The organism is Flavobacterium sp. KBS0721 (assembly GCF_002007065.3).
In the GTDB taxonomy this organism is placed as follows: Bacteria; Bacteroidota; Bacteroidia; order Flavobacteriales; family Flavobacteriaceae; genus Flavobacterium; species Flavobacterium piscis.
Genome location: NZ_CP042170.1, coordinates 3,167,065 through 3,182,873 on the forward strand (window position 1 = coordinate 3,167,065; position 15,809 = coordinate 3,182,873).

Below are 15,809 nucleotides of genomic sequence, written 5' to 3' on the forward strand. Positions count from 1 at the left end.
GCGGTTTTTGGGGCTTTGATTTGGTTTTGGGAATTACGGTGGTTCTTGCGGTAATTTTTGGTTGTATGGGAAGTTGTTATTTAATTTTTTGAATTAAGTTATTGCTGTGGTTTTTTTAAAGGGGTGTTCGGGGCAGGTTGGGGTATGTCAGTGCTTGTACGGTTTGTACTATTTCTTTGCCCTTTGTTCTTAGTCTTTTGTTCTTAGTCTTTTGTTCTTAGTCTTTTGTTCTTTGTCCTTTGTGCTTTTCCTTTTTGCTTTGTCAAATTTAAAAAGGATAGTGATACTTTTTTTTACAGAATAATGGTTTGAATTTATAAAAATAGCGATCAGGTAATCAGTAGTATTGTATATAATAGAATATGATGAGTACTGAGCTTGTATGTTTAATGTTATTTTTTTGGAGCTTTTTCCCGCTATCCGTTCCACCCGAGCGCTAGCGAACTGGCGAAGCAATCTTTTGTGCCGAACCCCGGCACAAAAGGATTTCCACTGCTATCGGGGCTAAAAGGGAACGGTCATTGTTGTTCTATCTCTGAACGTAGCCATCATCCGTTATGATATTATAGCGGGTTGGAACTACATTACACCTTAGTTTCAGATTTTCAACCATTAGCAAATAGGCGAAGTAAAAACAACCCTATCCCATTTTTTCTGGTTCTTTCCCTGGCCAAAAGTAAAAAGTGTCAAGCATAGGAATAAAAATGTTAATGTAATTTTACTCATTTTTTCAATTTTTAAGTTGAGATTATTTCTACTGTTTTCATAATGTAGTTTTGCACCGTCTCAAGCATTTCCTGCAGCGTTCTGGCGCTTGGCGGGGCTGGGGATTAAAGATGCGGAATTTTTCAGTTTCTAAAACCCCAATCTTGCCAAACTGCTATTGTAAGCCGTTTTTATTTTGACCTTCTCCATTCGATCAAAGTCATTAGACTTTTGTTTTTAGGATTGAAAAACTTTATTTCAAAAGTATTTTGATAAACGTAATAATTATACTCATTATTTTTAGTTGTTACCCTAACCCAATAATAATCTTTATCATTTATCTGAGGATCATCTAAAATCGCAGTACCAGTCCATCCTTTGCTTTCAGGCAGGTTTTTTACCAAATCAAAAATTCTTGTTCTGTTTTCATTGTCGGAATCAGAAATCTCAAAACTTGGGTTTCCTGTTGGAAAATAAATTTCATCAAGCAATTTAGGATTGTTTTTTTGAAGGTCATCAAGTCTATTTACAGCCAATTTATAATAAGCATAATGTTTTATACTTTTATCTTGTTTGATTGAATTGTATATTTTAATTGCCTCTGACTTTTCACCAATACATTCATAATAATTTGCAAGACAATAATCAGAAATATAATTTCCAATCTTATCTACAAAGGATTTTGCTTTGTCATATTCTCCTAGCTTAACATAATTTGCCGCATAAGCTGCAGCAATATCTCCTGATTTGTAATCACCAGTTCCTAATTCTGTTATTGATTCCCTGTATTTACCAAGTCGGTAAAGCATTTCAGCTTTGAATCTGTGCAGGCTTTGGTCAATATTAGATTTTATTTGTGATTTGTATTTATCCTTTTCCAGTTTATTGACAAGTAACAGACTATCCGCACTCAGAACTGCTCTTTCACGATTTTTTTCTGAAAAATAATATAGTTTCACCAGCTGCTCATCGAATTTTCCTAATTCTCTGCCAACCTTATCCATCTCTTTATGTAATTCCATATGTGATTGTTCTTCCTGCATTCTAGAAGAATTTGTGTCTTTACATGACAGGACTATCAATGATACTAAAATTAAAAAAAAGTTTTTCATAAATTTATATGTACTGAAAATTGCTTATAGGGTGTGTTGGCAGTAGTATTCTTATTTGCTAATTCCGATTTTTTACGTCTAAACCAATCCCTCTATCTTTTTCTAGTTTTACTTTAAATGCAGGGTTATAAACAGCTATCGGGGCTAGGGCAGGACCATACTATTGTCTAGCCCCAATCCAAAGTATAAAAGTTTGTCAGTTTGATTTTTAATTCATAACTTTCCAATAAGACAATAACCCACCTCCTTTATAGTAGCTGTCGTAGGCAATATATTTAATTTTTAGCTTATATTTTTGGATTATAAATAAGTGCTCCTGTTGCATCAATGTAGGTGTATTTGCCATTATATTTGACGTTGGCAATTCCATCTCTGAAATCATCTGCATAATCAAATTGGGCTTTGATCGCTATTTGTCCTGTTTTGTCAAGATAACCGTATTTATCACCATTCTTAATACGTGCAAAGCCGGCACAAAAATCCCGTGCAAATTCATATTGAGGATCGACAATAATTTTTCCTGTTTTATCAATGTAGCCCTGTTTTTTATTCACTATTATTCTGGCTAGCCCGTCATTAAATGGAAATGCAGAATCAAATGTGGGGCTTATAACTATTTCGCCGGTTTTGTTGATGTAGCCAAATTTACCGTTAATGCTAACAGGGGCTATTCCTTCTTTAAAGTCATGCGCTATCCCAAATTGAGGGCTGATTACTAATTCTCCTGTTTTAGTGATATAACCGGATTTACCGTTAAGGATCACCATGGCTAGTCCTTCACTAAACTTATCTGCATAGTCAAATTGAGCTTTGATAACTATTTGTCCTGTTTGATCAATATAGCCATATTTGTCGTCATATTTAACACATGCAAGTCCTTCCTGAAAATCATTAGCCCAAGTAAATTGTGGTTTAATGACTATTTTTCCTGCTTTGTTAACGAAGCCAAATTTTTCCTTTATACTAATTAATCCAAGTCCTTCGCTAAACTTATCTGCATAATCAAATTGAGGCATGATAGCTGTTTTTCCTGAAAGATCTATATAACCAAATTTGCCGGCGGTATTTTTAATCACTGCAAATTCTTCGTTAAAATAGGTGGCTATATAGAATTGGGGCTTTATTACAATTTTTCCTTTTTTGTCAATAAAACCGAATATATCATTAACAGTAATCGGATAAAGCTCATTGTAGACTTTTTTGTTCTGTGCTTCGCTATGTCCGTAGCTAAGTACAGCTGCAATTAGTACTAAAGTTAATATTAAATTTTTCATAGTAAATTTAAAGGTGTTGCTTGTAAAATTTTATTTTTAATGTATTTTATCTGGTAAGGTCTAAAGGTATTTTAAAGCTTACAACTATTTTTTAACAAGTCATAGAAGGTAACATCTGTTAGCGGTTGGATCTAATTTTCTATTTCTTTTCTTCATCAAATCCTTCTTCCCATAATCCAAACTTCACCATATTTCCTTGAAATTTTTCATATTCTTTTTCTTTAACTAACCTTTCCCATTCTTGATTATTCACTTCTTTTTTATTAAAAGAGGGTAGTTTTTGTGATTCAGAATATTTTTTACTTTCAATTTTTTTATTAATTCTTACTTTTTGTTCAGAAGTTAGTTTAACCGCAATTTGTTTCCACAAATCTGATATTGGATTTTTGATAACCAGCTCAGATAATAGTTCAATTTCCTGATCATTTAAGTTTCTGGGAAATTCATCCGGATTAAAGTCTTTCATAAATAATTACTTTTTTTTTGGGGCTTTTTCCCGGTATTCGTTTCAATCTTTTGCACCGAACCCCGGCGCAAACAGATTTTCACTGCTATCGGGGCTAAATTGAGCAGGGCGATCAACCGATGTTAGCTGGCGTTTATTTTTTCAATTTGTTCAATTTTCTCACGGTCGTCTTTATATTTATTTTTCAAGAAATCAATTAGTTCGCAAAAATCTTCCCGCTCATATTGTTCTTTTTGAAGTCTCAAGTAAACTATTCTAAATTCAAAAATTTTCTCTGTTAGTTCGTCTAGCCAACTGGGCTCAATAAACCCAATAAGTCTAAAGTCAATGTCAAATCCTTTTCGGTAAAAATAGCATGCATTGTCATAGCTTTTGTCTTTTTGTGCTAAATACTCAGCAAATATGATATTTAAAAGTCCGTTTTTAGGGTACCTATCAACCAGTTCTTTCCAAAATTCAAACTCTTCGTCAAATTCAAATCCGCAATAATAACCGTCAGCGTAAGGACCTCTGACTCCCTTGTTAATTACTCTTACCGTTTCATTTTCAATACTTGTTACTTCTTTCAGTAATTCTATGATTCGAGTAAGTTTGTGCTCTTCAATTAAGGACAGCCTTACTTGTTTTGAAATTTCAAGTTCTAAGTCTTTTTCAGGTAAAGATTTTAAATAATATTCTGTACTCATTGTCGGTCTTATTAAATGCCAGCTAACTAACTTATACCTGCCACAAAATGGCATCTGTAAGCCTAATTGCGGTTGACTTTGTGCTATAAATTGGCTATTTTTAAAGCGAATATAACAATAATATTCTTAATCTTTTTAGCTGTGCAAAAGTAGCTGTGACTACGTAATTTTAGCCCGTGACTTCTATAATACTTCTTAGGTCCAGGAGTCAGCTTTTGGAATTTATACCCTAGCTGTCTGCATTCTTCCAGATTGCTATCCATCCACAGTATCCCAATTTCTTTTCTTTATAGTTTTAATCAAAGACCCTATCTGCTTTTGGAGCTTTCCCCATATATGTTCCACCCCGAGTACCAGCGAACTGTCGAGGCAATCGAGGCTGAAAAGTTGAGTCCTTTTTGTATCTTGGGATTTTAGTTTTTCAAATCACTTCCAGCTACAGATAAATCTTAATAGTATATGCGACAGAACCTGTTAATGTGTCCGATTTTTTATTTGCAATTATATTCCTGTAATGGGTTCTACAAATGCCGGATCCCACTTTGCTATTTCTGCTCCTAAAGCATAAGTACTGTTTAGAAAAGCCAATAGCTTTTGCTCAGGATCTTCAGACATCTGTACATCAGCATAAGATAAAACAAATTCACCCCGTTTTTTAAGATAATATGCCTCTTTGGGTTGTATTACTGTGATACTGTATTCTTCGGGTTCAGGATAGAGGTAACAATAAAAAGCCGCTTCATTTAAATCCTCATTTCCAGGAAAGAATCCAACGGTCAGAAGCTCCTGCGAAAAAGCATCCTGAAGCACCCAGTTGGGCATTCCTGGCATCTTACCTGGATGAGTTGGCGCTTTTTTTCCGGAAAAGAAAGACAATGACAAATCGAATCCTCCCCAAAAAAGAAATGAATCGGACTAGTTTTACCCTTAAAGTCGCTGCGATAAGTCAGAAATACTTCATTAATCCTCAATAAGGCAATATGAAGGGCGCTGGCGTGCTCTTTATCATAAGTATTGTGAGATTCATCTTGCTCAAAAGGGATTGGATCTACAATCTCCGAAGGAACTGTAAAAATTGGCACCTCAATATCAATCTCTTTTAATTTCTTTTGAATAGACTGATAAAAGCCTGCTACAGAAATATTTTCCAGACTGAACTGCTTTGATTCCGGTAAACTTGTCGTTATCTCCAATTGATGATTGTTTAAATCAAAATCTATCTGAAAATATTTACTGTTATAAGGTATCGTTTGTGTCGTCAGACCAGCAGGTGTAAGGTGAAGTGTAACTCCCCCAGGAATGGTTAATCCAAGGCATTGTAGCAAGTTTTATCTTTCCAACGATTTGTGTAAATAGTTGCAGCGTTTCATATGTGGGCTTTCCTAAAGTATAGGAAAGCACCGGCCAATGTTTTTTCATAATTATTGCGCAGTATTTATTTTAAACCATTTGATATAAGAGTCCACTGCCTTTTTCAAAAATTCCTTCGTGTTTCCTTCTTTTAAATTTCCGGTTTCGTCAAAAAGTTCATTCACCTTGGAAATGTAAACTTCCGGCTGTTGCATTATAGGTACGTTCAAGAATACCAGACTTTGCCTTAAATGGTGGTTAGCTCCAAAAGCAGCTAGGTTTCCAGGCGAATTGCTAAAAATGGCTCCTGGTTTCGAATTCCATATGCTTTTACCATGAGGTGTTGATCCTACATCCAAAGCGTTCTTCAAAACCGCTGGGACAGACCTGTTATACTCTGGTGTTATAAATAAAACGCCGTCAACTGCTGCCATCTCATCCCTGAATGACTTGATGGATTGAGGAACCATATTATGATCATCAAAATCCTGATTGTACAATGGAAGATCGGCCAATGAAATTAGTTTAAATTCAAATCCTTCCGGTGCCATAGCCCATACCGCTTCACTTATCTTTTTTGAATATGATTCCTTGCGCAGACTACCTGCAATAATGCCTATTACTTTATTCATAATTTCTGTATTTTATGTTCTTTAAGGATTGAATTCTAGTGGAACTCTTTTGTAAATTAAAAAGATGCCGCCTCACTTTATGACAGCCTCAGGAAGAGGTATTACCAATGGTAATACTATACTTTTTTTAGAAGCAGCTGCTCGGACAACCGGGGGAATAGAACCAATGCGTTATTATGGCTAATTTCGCTCTCCTGTAATTGATCCTTAAACTGGTATTGATCCAGATGTCTGGTGAAGTCTGTTACTACATCTGAAGGCGCAAAAGGATAATCGGATCCGAATAAAATATGTTCTCTTTTAGCAAAGGAAGTCAGACTTGGAAGTGAAGTAGGACTGGAAGCCAATGCGGTATCATAATAAAATTTACGGAAGCTGTTGAGTATTTCTTCATGATTTGGAGCATCAGTCCTAAATACATGGGCCAATTCGACAAACCTGTGCACTGCATAAGGAACAAATCCACCCGCATGCGATAATATAATATTGACGTCAGGAAAGCGGCTTACAATTCCATTCAACACAAGTTGAACAGCTACCCTTGTAGTTGCAAAGGGATAATCTACCAATGGCCCTGCTACGCCTTTCATCGGCATAATAGGGAGCCCCGGATGTATAAATACTACGGCTTTTCTACGATTCAATTCTTGCCACAAAGGCAAGAATTGAGCGTCCCCAAGATAATTATCTCCATAATTACTAAACAGTATTATCCCGTCAGCATGCAATATGTCTAATGCATATTCAATCTCTGCAAGCGATTCATCAATGTGCGGCATTGGAAGTGTGGCAAAATTGCCAAAACGCAATGGTTTTTTGGCTACTAAACCCGCAGTATATTCATTAATTCTTCTAGCCATTCCCGCCTGTAATTCTGAAGCCCATCCAACAATTCCAGGGGAAGTAAGTGATAATATACCTGTTGATATTTCCAAACTATCCATAAGGGCAATAGCTCCCTCAGGTGACCACTTTGGAACTACTGAATTATTTGAATCTCCTGATCTTGGACCTGAAGGATCGCCGCCGTTTGCGTTTAATGCTTGGGACCAGAAGGGAGGTAATACGTGCTGATGTACGTCGATTCTATGATTATTATTCATTTTAAAAAGATTAAGTTTCTGATTTAATTGTTAATTTAGAAAGGGTAATTTGGAATTGCTGCATGGGTAGTGATCCACTGCCATTCTGAAAATGTATCTGCATTACTAACTGTACCATGGCCAAAGCCATTTCCAGATTTACCAACGCCAGCGATAGGTCCATAAATTCCATGGACAACAGTTTGATCGTTAATGTGGACAACACCTGTTCTGATATTATCGGCTATATGCTGCGCTCTCACCAGATTATTGGATACTACGGCAGATACCAGCCCATAGTCGGTCATATTCGCTAATTCTATCGCTTCTTCATCGTTTTTGAAGGTTGTAATTGTGGCAATCGGACCAAAAATTTCTTCGTCAAAGAGAGGCATCCCAGGCAATACATTGGTCACTACAGTTGGCTCAATAAAAAGATTGTTTCTTTTTCCGCCAGTAAGTATTCTGGCTCCCTTTGCAGCACTATCATCAAGAATCCGAAGTACATTCAATACTTGTCTCTCATTGATTACCGGACCTACCTGTACTTTCTCATCCAATGGATTTCCAACGATAAGCGCCTGTGCTTTTCTAACCAGCGCCTCAGTGTAAGCTTCGGCTATACTTTCATGTACTAGATGTCTTCCTATGGATAGACAAATCTGGCCTTGATGGAAAAAGCTTCCCCAGGTTCCCGCGGCGGCGGCGGCTTCGATATCTACGTCCTCAAGAACTATATATGGATTGTCTCCTCCAAGCTCTAAAGCTACACGCTTAAGTAATCCGCTTGCATTTGCACCAACAAGTTTTCCTGCTCTTGTTGAACCTGTAAAGCTGACCATATCTACTGCTGGCTCTTTTACCAGTGCCTCTCCAGTTTCAGGACCTCCTGGCAGAACATGAAACAGTCCTTGAGGAAGATTGGCAAGTTCCAGCAGTTTTGCAAATATGAAACCACCAGATACGGGCGACTGAACATCTGGTTTTAAGAGAACAGCATTTCCCATTGCCAGAGCTGGTGCAATTGCACGTGCCGCCAAAATGATCGGAGAATTCCAGGGCGTGATAATTCCGATGACACCCATCGGAATTCTTCGGGCGATACTTTGAAAGCCGGGCTCTAATGTTGAGGTAAGAAAGCCTGTAGGCTGAGTTGCCAAGGCAGCAGCTTCACTAAACTCTGTAGAGGCCATTTGTACCTCCCATTTAGCTTTTAACATGATAGAGCCAGTTTCTTTAACAAGATAAGTTGCTATTTCATCTGAATAGTCATGAATTAAGCGTGCAAATTCTCTTAAAACGTCGCTCCTTTGAGCACCAGATTTCTTTGCCCAGCTTTTTTGAGCGAAACGTGCAAGTGCGCCTGCATTTGAGATATCTTCTGGTGAAGCGATACCGGTTTGTCCAATGTTAATCCCAGTAGCCTTTTCCAAAATTTCTTCTGTTCCTCGTCCAGGTTTAACCCAGCCATTAATGTAAATTTTACCATTCCATTCATTGTTTAGTAATGGTGTTTGTAAGTTGTTTTTCATTTTTTTTATTTTAATTATTATGATGGTTAATTGAGAATTATATCTCCGGATTTAATAGGTGAAAATTACAGGGGTATTGAATCAAGAACTGGGACGGATGATAAAAAATTAAACACATCCAAACAGTGTACAAGAAGGGCCGAATTATCCTCTGATATTCCTAATTTTGTCTTCAAATAAAACTCGAATTTTGGAGTAAATTCTTGTCTTTGCGTTTTTTTCTTTTCATCTCACTATCCATTTATGTGCAGCAAAGTTGCTGCAATTAGCGCCTGAAAAAATGGTTAAATAAAGTGAACAAATGGTAAGTTTAAGATGCTTGTAGGTTTAGGAAAAGCATGTCACAGCCATTAAGTATAGATATTATCGTTCTTTAACTTTTGAAAATGAATACTGCATATAGAGCAATATAATGTTTAAGGCAATGAATGGGAACTCGCTGGCAAATCCACTTAAATCCTTAGCTTTCAGTTGGACGCAAATTGTAATCAAATCCACTGAAAACATTAAAAAATCAAGTGCATCAAATGTTTCTGGCAGCACGAATAGCAATCCGTTTACAAGTGTGATAATTCCAGGTACGATCATTTTAGGTTTATCTATTGCGTCTTTGCTGTTCATTTCTAAATGCCATTGTTGTGAATTCTGCTTAATCAAGCTTTGTTCTTTATTGAGATATGCTGCTTCTGCCATGAGCGTAGTATTTAATATGTGAGTCGTCATTATCATGTTTTTAACTAAGACAAAGTTGCAGCTAAATACATACCTGAAAAAGGTCAAAATCTGGGAGAAACAGGTTAAAAATGATGACTTATAAATGTTTGAACTTGAAAATCAAAAATGAAAACATAATTTTATAATTGAAATTTCTTTAGGCCTCTAGAGATTAAATTCTAATTGTTATGTACTGATCAAGCAAATATTAATAAGATTCAAAATAAAATATTTATCCCTTGGGGCAGATTGTATTCTTTCCAATCAAATGCAGTTACTGGTCAATGTATGTTTTAAGGCAAATTTGCAGAAGGAGGCTCCTTATTTTATAATATGCCATTATTACACTGAAAAGAAAATTTTGATTCTATTGCCGGCCGGCTGGGACTCCCGCCTATGGTTATTTGAAATAGGCATATTAGAAATACCGTAAAGTAGAGAAAACAGCTTTTATACTGTTTGAATTACACATATATAATCTTAGCTTTTACAACGCTGATTTAAAACACCGTCAATTCAAAATTAATAAGGAAAATAAGTATAATTAAGTTCCCCTACATCATATTTTTCAGATTGCCGAATACCGAGCAATGCTGTATCCGCATTTTTCGATGAAGTTCCTAAATACTGTTCGGTAATTAATGAATAAGTATCTCTATTAATAGAGTTTTTCAGGAGCCTATGTGCCTCAATTAAAGGCTTGCCGTAAAGCTTCTCAAAGCGTCCTATAGTAAATTCAGATATTTCGCCGTAATGTACAATAGATTTAAGGGATAAAGATGTAACGTTGTTACCATATACTTTTAGTCTGGTAACCATTTTGTTAAATGCTAAAAGTATAGCTTCGAACTGCTGTAGGATTACATCGACGGGATAAGGTTCTCCATAACGGTAAAAAAGAATTGCATCCCCTTCTATTTCCGAAATATTAAAGAATGGATTATTGACTGTAATAATCTTTTGTAAAAGTTTGGAAACGCTGAGAAGCCCTACAGTACTTTGTGTCTCATTCACAAAGGTTGTGTACCCGCTGATGTCGACAATACATATAGTGCCTCGTTGATCAAAGGTGCTTTTTGATATTTTTGTAGTCTCTTTTTTAATTGAAGTTCTTATGATTCTCTTTTTAGGGAGAAATGTTGAGTTTTGTGATTTCATAATTATTTACTTTTATAACTATGACAAATTTGCGGATATCCAGGGTCCCAAAAAAGGTTAATTGGGGGGTACAAATGGTGATTTAAGGAATGTAGAAGTTTGATTCATATTAAATTATGGATTCTTTCCGCTAGTCAGCGACATTAAAAAAGCCAAATAAACAGATTTTACAACTTGTTTATTTAGCGATAATAATAATTTGTCCTTCGTATAATAACCAAGAAAGATATCTATTGACCTCTATATTGTTTTGGTGAAAAACCTGTGTTTTTCTTAAAATACTTAGTGAAATTAGTAGGATCTGAAAAAGTTAGTGCGTAGGATATTTCTGAAATAGATAATGACGAATTTTTCAGCAGACATTGTGCCTCCATAATTGTTCTATCCGTGATCCACTTAGTTATGGTTCTTCCGGTTTCCTTTTTTACTTGACTTCCCAAATGGTCTGCGCTTACAGAAAGGGCATTTGCAATTTGATTGCCATTGAAAATTTCTGGGATTCTGCCGCTTATTACATTTCTAAAATGATCATCAAGATATTTTCTAAATTTGATAACCAATAGAGAATATCCAAACTGCTGTCCTTCTAATATTGGTGCTTCAGACAGCGTTTCTTTTACCTTGTAAAGGAAAGCAATTAATATATTAGTGATCATTTGATATTTAAATTTACTTTCCGTATTATAATGTTCAAGCAGCGTACCAAGTCTTTTTGAGATGTCTGCTTCCAAATCTTTATTTAAATATATTGGGGGAGTAGTTTCTGCAACTAAAAATGGAAATTCTTTAAATAGATCACCCATATAGTATTCTTTGATAAACTTTTCTGTAAACGAGAGGATGAAGCCTTTCCATGGTTTTTCAATTACGAAGGATTTCAAATGACCAGGGGTTGTAAAATAAAAACTTGCAGGCACTAATTTAAATTCAACATTATCAATTGTATAGCTGCCCTGGCCATCAACAATCATTAGAAAGTTGAAAAAATTGGTACGAAAAGAATCAGACCTCATCGGTTCGTCACTAAGATAACCGTCAAGACTGCTAATGGAGAAGTCGTTGTCCTGTACCTCCAACTTACCCAAAGAGAGTAAAAAATCAGAAATAGAATTGTAAGTTGTTATTTGATCTAAATTTATTCTTTTCATAGTACGTACGATTAGTGGAATTGAAGATCGAACCTTTAGGAAAGCATCACGCTTGCTATTTTCTCTGCTGCCATAATAACCGTCAGATTAGTAGCTGTTGAAGGGACATCAGGGAAAATCGAAGCATCAACCACCCTTAAATTTTTAACACCATAAACCAATCCTGCCTCATTAACAACCGCCTTTGGATCATCAACAATACCCATTGGAACAGTCGAAGTGGGATGGTGATAAGTATCTAGTGTAGACATTATTGCCTGCATCAATTCAGCATCCTGATCTGTTTCTATTCCAGGCATAATTTCTCCTGTGAAAAAACTGCTCATGGGGGAAGTTTTTCCAATCTTTCTTGCAACTTTAACACCCGCCAACAGCCTTTCTTTGTCTGAAATTGAATCCAGAAAATTAAGATCTATGATCGGCGCATCTTCTGGGTTTCTAGTTGCTAGTTTGACATTACCAACTGAAGAGGGTCTGGTTAGTCCTACAGCCAATACAAAACCAACGCCCGTCGGGCTGTATTTTGGATCCAGCAGATGTGTTGCGGTAATGTGTATGTCGAGTTCATTTCCTATACTTTCATCTGATCTTGTCCATAAAAAAGCACCAATCACCGGTGTTTGTTGACCAACCAATGACGGATCTACTGCATAAGCATTGTAATAAAAGGGATGATCAAATAGTTGGCTGCCAACAGGTAGATCTTTGACTAAAGGGATATTCAACTTTTTTAAGTCTTCAGAAGGACCAATTCCTGAGCGCAGAAGCGTTGCAGCACTGCCATAGGTACCTGAAGAAAGAATGATATGGTTTCCTTTTATTATTGTTCCATTCGCAAGCATGACGCCTGTAGCTTGATCAATCTCGATCACCACCTTGTCTACCAGCGTGTCTGCAATGATAATTAAATTTGATCTTTTTCTTACTTCTTTGTTAAGATAAGTCATACCCGTATTCATTCGCTCGCCATTTAACACATTCATTGGATACGGACCTACTCCGTGTTGTTTATCAGCATTAAAGTCATCAATTCTTTCAAATCCGTTACTTTCTGAAGCCTCAATAAAAGCACGCTGCAGGGGACTCACTTCATCAAAACTGAGCTGATGAACAGGAAAGGGACCACTACGTCCATGCCACTCATCTGTACCTGCTGCAGTATTCTCTAATTTTTTATAAAATGGAAGAACGTCAGCCTGTGTCCAACCCTTAAGTCCATAGGCCGTCCATCGCTCAAAATCTGCCGCCGTTGCACGGCTGCTTACCGCTCCATTCATAGTTGAACTTCCGCCAAGAACCTTTCCTCTTATGGCATGAATTGGATGACCAATGTTACCGGATACAGATTGGTATCCCCATTCAAGCCCCGGATTTCCATTCGCACCAATTATACTGCTGCTTATTAATTCTTCTGGATAGGAGTCTGGGGGAAAAATCGGACCTGCCTCGATCAACAACACTTTATGTGAGGGATTTTCACTTAGTCTCGCTGCAAGCACTGCGCCTGCCGAACCGGCACCTGAAATTATAAAATCATAATGCTGGTCTATTAAAGAATTTGAGGGTTTTGTTTCCATTTTCGTCTTGATTTTAAATACTGATTTAACTATTACAAATTTGCAGGTATTTGAAATCTTAAAAAAGGTTAAAATAATTGATGAAATGGTAAATCCAAGTATGGATTACTGGCTTCGATATTCTTTTGGCGAGAAGCCTGTATTTTTTTTGAAGTATTTGGTGAAGTTAGTAGGGTCTTGAAACGTTAACATATAGGAGATCTCTGAGATTGAAAGAGAAGTGTTTTTAATCAGGCTCTGCGCTTCTGATATGGTACGCTCTGTAATCCAGTTTGTTACAGTTTTGCCTGTTTCTTTTTTCACTACCGTACCCATGTAATCAGCACTTACAGAAAGTGCTTTTGCAATCTGGTTACTATTGGAAATTGCTGTGGCCTGACCTTTTAGTACATCTCTAAAGTGGTCATCAAGGTGTTTCCTGAATTTAATTACCAGCGAGGAATAACCAAATTGCTTACCTTCGAGGCTGGGTGCAGTTATGAGGATTTCCTTTACCTTATATAGGAACGTAATAATTAGATTGGTAAGCATTTGATCTTTAAACTGGCTTTCTGTGTTGTAATGCTCCAGCAATGTCTCAAATCTCTTGAGAAGGTCTTCTTTCAATAATTGATTTAAATAAACTGGCGGAGTCGTTTCGGCAACCAAAAATGGAAATTCTGTGAAGAGGTTTCCACTGTAATAATTTTTAATGAAAGTATCTGTAAAAGAAAGTATGAAGCCTTTCCACGGCTTTTCTATCACAAATGATTTTAAATGACCAGGAGTGGTAAAATAGAAAGTAGAGGGTTTCAACTCAAAAAAAATATTGTCAATAGTGTAACTTCCTGAACCATCAACGATCATAAGAAAATTCAAATAATTGGTTCGAAAGGATTCTGACTCCATTGGCTCATCACTTAAATATCCCTCTAGCCTGCTAATCGAAAAGTCACTGTCTTGCTCGGCAGGTTTACCCATTGATATTAAAAATTCCGAAATAGAATTGTAAGTGATAACTTTATCCAAGTTCATTTTTTTCATCGAAATTTTAATTTTAGTGAAAGGAAGAATTGCCTTTTCATTATTGTTGAAAGGTAGATATAATAATTGATAGGTCAAAAAACATTATTTAACATTAATCATGAAGCCCAACCGTTAGCTGTGGATGCTGCTTATTTAGGCTCATTGGTTAAAAAAATAACAAAACCGTTTACTGGAAGGATTAATGAAATAATAATTGTTCCAGAGCAAATATGGTGTGCAGTTCTAACCTGCCAGCCGCTGAGACTGCCTGACCTTGATGAGCTTATAATTTTTACCCAGTACTTCAAAAAAGGCAAAGGCTTGACCCTAAAAGAATACAGAGAAAGTAGTTTCTCTGTATTTTACCATTTTACCCCGCCATCTCACCTTTTATTAAGTCATACTCTACAGCATCTTTGCATTGTCATTTTAACTAAACAAAAAATTTAAAGACAATGGAAAAAAATCAAAAAGTATGGCTAGTTACAGGAGTGTCAACTGGTCTTGGTCGTGAAATCGCTAAAGTAGCTGCGGAACAAGGCAATATCGTGGTAGGTACATTAAGAAATGAAAATCAGTTTGATGATTTTTATAATCTAGTACCAGGTAATACTCATCCCATAATAATGGATGTTACAAAAAAAGAGGATATTACGGCAGGGATTGCAAAGGTGATCAGTGATTACGGACAAATAGATGTACTGGTAAATAATGCAGGCTTTGGGCTGATTGGTGCCGGCGAGGAATTTTCCGAAGAAGAAGCTCGCCAGCAGTTTGAAACTAATTTCTGGGGTGCATTCAATACCACTTTAAGTATACTGCCGCAAATGCGTAAACAGGCGTCGGGCAACATTATACAAATCTCTGCTATTGGAGGGTTTGCAGCTTATCCGGGAATGAGTGTTTATGGTGCAAGTAAAATTGCATTGGAAGGTTTTTCTGAATCATTAGCTGCAGAAGTAGCTGATTTCGGAATTAAAATTATGAGTGTATTGCCTGGTCCAATGCGTACAAACTGGGCTGGCGGTTCTTTGAAAAGTCCTAAAAAAGAAATGCCTGAATATGCAGAAAGTGCCGGTAAATTTAAAGGATTTCTTGCATCAATAAATGGTCAGCAACCTTGGAGTCCTTACAAAACGGCACAGGTAATTTATGAAGCCAGCCAAAGTGATAAAGCACCATCGCGTCTTTTTGTGGGCGATATGTCTGTTGAAAGCGCAGATAAGGTAATTGCCAAATTAACGACTGACCTTAACAACTGGAGAGAAAAGGCACTTTCAACAAAATTTGACGATGCTACTATTCCTGCACATTAATTAATTTCAAAAACAAGCAGGTTATGTTAATCAGATCCTGCTTTATTCTAAA

The 15,809-nt window shown here is 36.5% G+C and carries 17 protein-coding genes; 2 read left to right on the top strand and 15 right to left on the bottom strand.

The features are described from left to right. Positions 1-896 precede the first annotated feature (896 nt). From B0M43_RS13780 to B0M43_RS13840, 15 genes are all read right to left on the bottom strand, one after another. Complete coding sequence (locus tag B0M43_RS13780; RefSeq protein WP_078008861.1) at positions 897-1,817, bottom strand: M48 family metallopeptidase; 921 nt, start codon at positions 1,815-1,817, stop codon at positions 897-899. A 287-nt stretch (positions 1,818-2,104) separates the two neighbouring features. Continuing rightward, positions 2,105-3,091: a WG repeat-containing protein gene (locus B0M43_RS13785; RefSeq protein ID WP_078008860.1), complete on the bottom strand. Its 987-nt coding sequence runs from the start codon at positions 3,089-3,091 to the stop codon at positions 2,105-2,107. A 139-nt stretch (positions 3,092-3,230) separates the two neighbouring features. Beyond that, entirely contained in the window at positions 3,231-3,557 is a 327-nt protein-coding gene (locus B0M43_RS13790) for a hypothetical protein (RefSeq protein ID WP_078008859.1), read from the bottom strand. A 122-nt stretch (positions 3,558-3,679) separates the two neighbouring features. Further along, a complete protein-coding gene (locus B0M43_RS13795) occupies positions 3,680-4,243 on the bottom strand; it encodes a hypothetical protein (protein ID WP_078008858.1) in 564 nt (187 codons plus the stop codon). A 501-nt stretch (positions 4,244-4,744) separates the two neighbouring features. Continuing rightward, a complete protein-coding gene (locus B0M43_RS24755; RefSeq protein WP_371295967.1) occupies positions 4,745-5,074 on the bottom strand; it encodes a DUF5996 family protein in 330 nt (109 codons plus the stop codon). Continuing rightward, positions 5,020-5,568, bottom strand: coding sequence for a DUF5996 family protein (locus B0M43_RS13800; protein ID WP_256370405.1), 549 nt, complete (start codon positions 5,566-5,568; stop codon positions 5,020-5,022). Before B0M43_RS13800 ends, B0M43_RS24755 begins: the two co-directional genes overlap by 55 nt. Continuing rightward, a complete protein-coding gene (locus B0M43_RS24840; protein ID WP_371295968.1) occupies positions 5,480-5,662 on the bottom strand; it encodes a DUF5996 family protein in 183 nt (60 codons plus the stop codon). Before B0M43_RS24840 ends, B0M43_RS13800 begins: the two co-directional genes overlap by 89 nt. Before the next feature lie 2 nt (positions 5,663-5,664). Continuing rightward, entirely contained in the window at positions 5,665-6,225 is a 561-nt protein-coding gene (locus B0M43_RS13805) for an NADPH-dependent FMN reductase (RefSeq protein WP_078008857.1), read from the bottom strand. 116 nt (positions 6,226-6,341) lie between these two features. Then, positions 6,342-7,328, bottom strand: coding sequence for an amidohydrolase family protein (locus B0M43_RS13810; RefSeq protein WP_078008856.1), 987 nt, complete (start codon positions 7,326-7,328; stop codon positions 6,342-6,344). Between the two features lie 35 nt (positions 7,329-7,363). Next, positions 7,364-8,839 (bottom strand): aldehyde dehydrogenase family protein, encoded by a 1,476-nt coding sequence (locus B0M43_RS13815; RefSeq protein ID WP_078008855.1) that lies wholly within the window; start codon positions 8,837-8,839, stop codon positions 7,364-7,366. Between the two features lie 363 nt (positions 8,840-9,202). Then, positions 9,203-9,532 carry a hypothetical protein gene (locus B0M43_RS13820; RefSeq protein ID WP_123921857.1) on the bottom strand — a complete coding sequence of 110 codons (330 nt, stop codon included), beginning with the start codon at positions 9,530-9,532 and terminating at the stop codon, positions 9,203-9,205. 543 nt (positions 9,533-10,075) lie between these two features. After that, positions 10,076-10,711: a DUF2652 domain-containing protein gene (locus tag B0M43_RS13825; protein ID WP_078008853.1), complete on the bottom strand. Its 636-nt coding sequence runs from the start codon at positions 10,709-10,711 to the stop codon at positions 10,076-10,078. Between the two features lie 230 nt (positions 10,712-10,941). Beyond that, positions 10,942-11,859: a response regulator transcription factor gene (locus B0M43_RS13830; protein WP_078008852.1), complete on the bottom strand. Its 918-nt coding sequence runs from the start codon at positions 11,857-11,859 to the stop codon at positions 10,942-10,944. Between the two features lie 35 nt (positions 11,860-11,894). Beyond that, positions 11,895-13,436, bottom strand: a complete 1,542-nt coding sequence (locus tag B0M43_RS13835; RefSeq protein ID WP_078008851.1) for a GMC family oxidoreductase — start codon at positions 13,434-13,436, stop codon at positions 11,895-11,897. Between the two features lie 105 nt (positions 13,437-13,541). Next, positions 13,542-14,450: an AraC family transcriptional regulator gene (locus B0M43_RS13840; RefSeq protein WP_168199946.1), complete on the bottom strand. Its 909-nt coding sequence runs from the start codon at positions 14,448-14,450 to the stop codon at positions 13,542-13,544. Between the two features lie 75 nt (positions 14,451-14,525). Between B0M43_RS13840 and B0M43_RS13845 the strand changes: the two genes are divergently transcribed. Next, positions 14,526-14,891 carry a hypothetical protein gene (locus B0M43_RS13845; protein ID WP_078008849.1) on the top strand — a complete coding sequence of 122 codons (366 nt, stop codon included), beginning with the start codon at positions 14,526-14,528 and terminating at the stop codon, positions 14,889-14,891. A gap of 5 nt (positions 14,892-14,896) precedes the next feature. Then, positions 14,897-15,757, top strand: coding sequence for an SDR family NAD(P)-dependent oxidoreductase (locus tag B0M43_RS13850; RefSeq protein ID WP_078008848.1), 861 nt, complete (start codon positions 14,897-14,899; stop codon positions 15,755-15,757). The last annotated feature ends 52 nt before the right edge of the window (positions 15,758-15,809 follow it).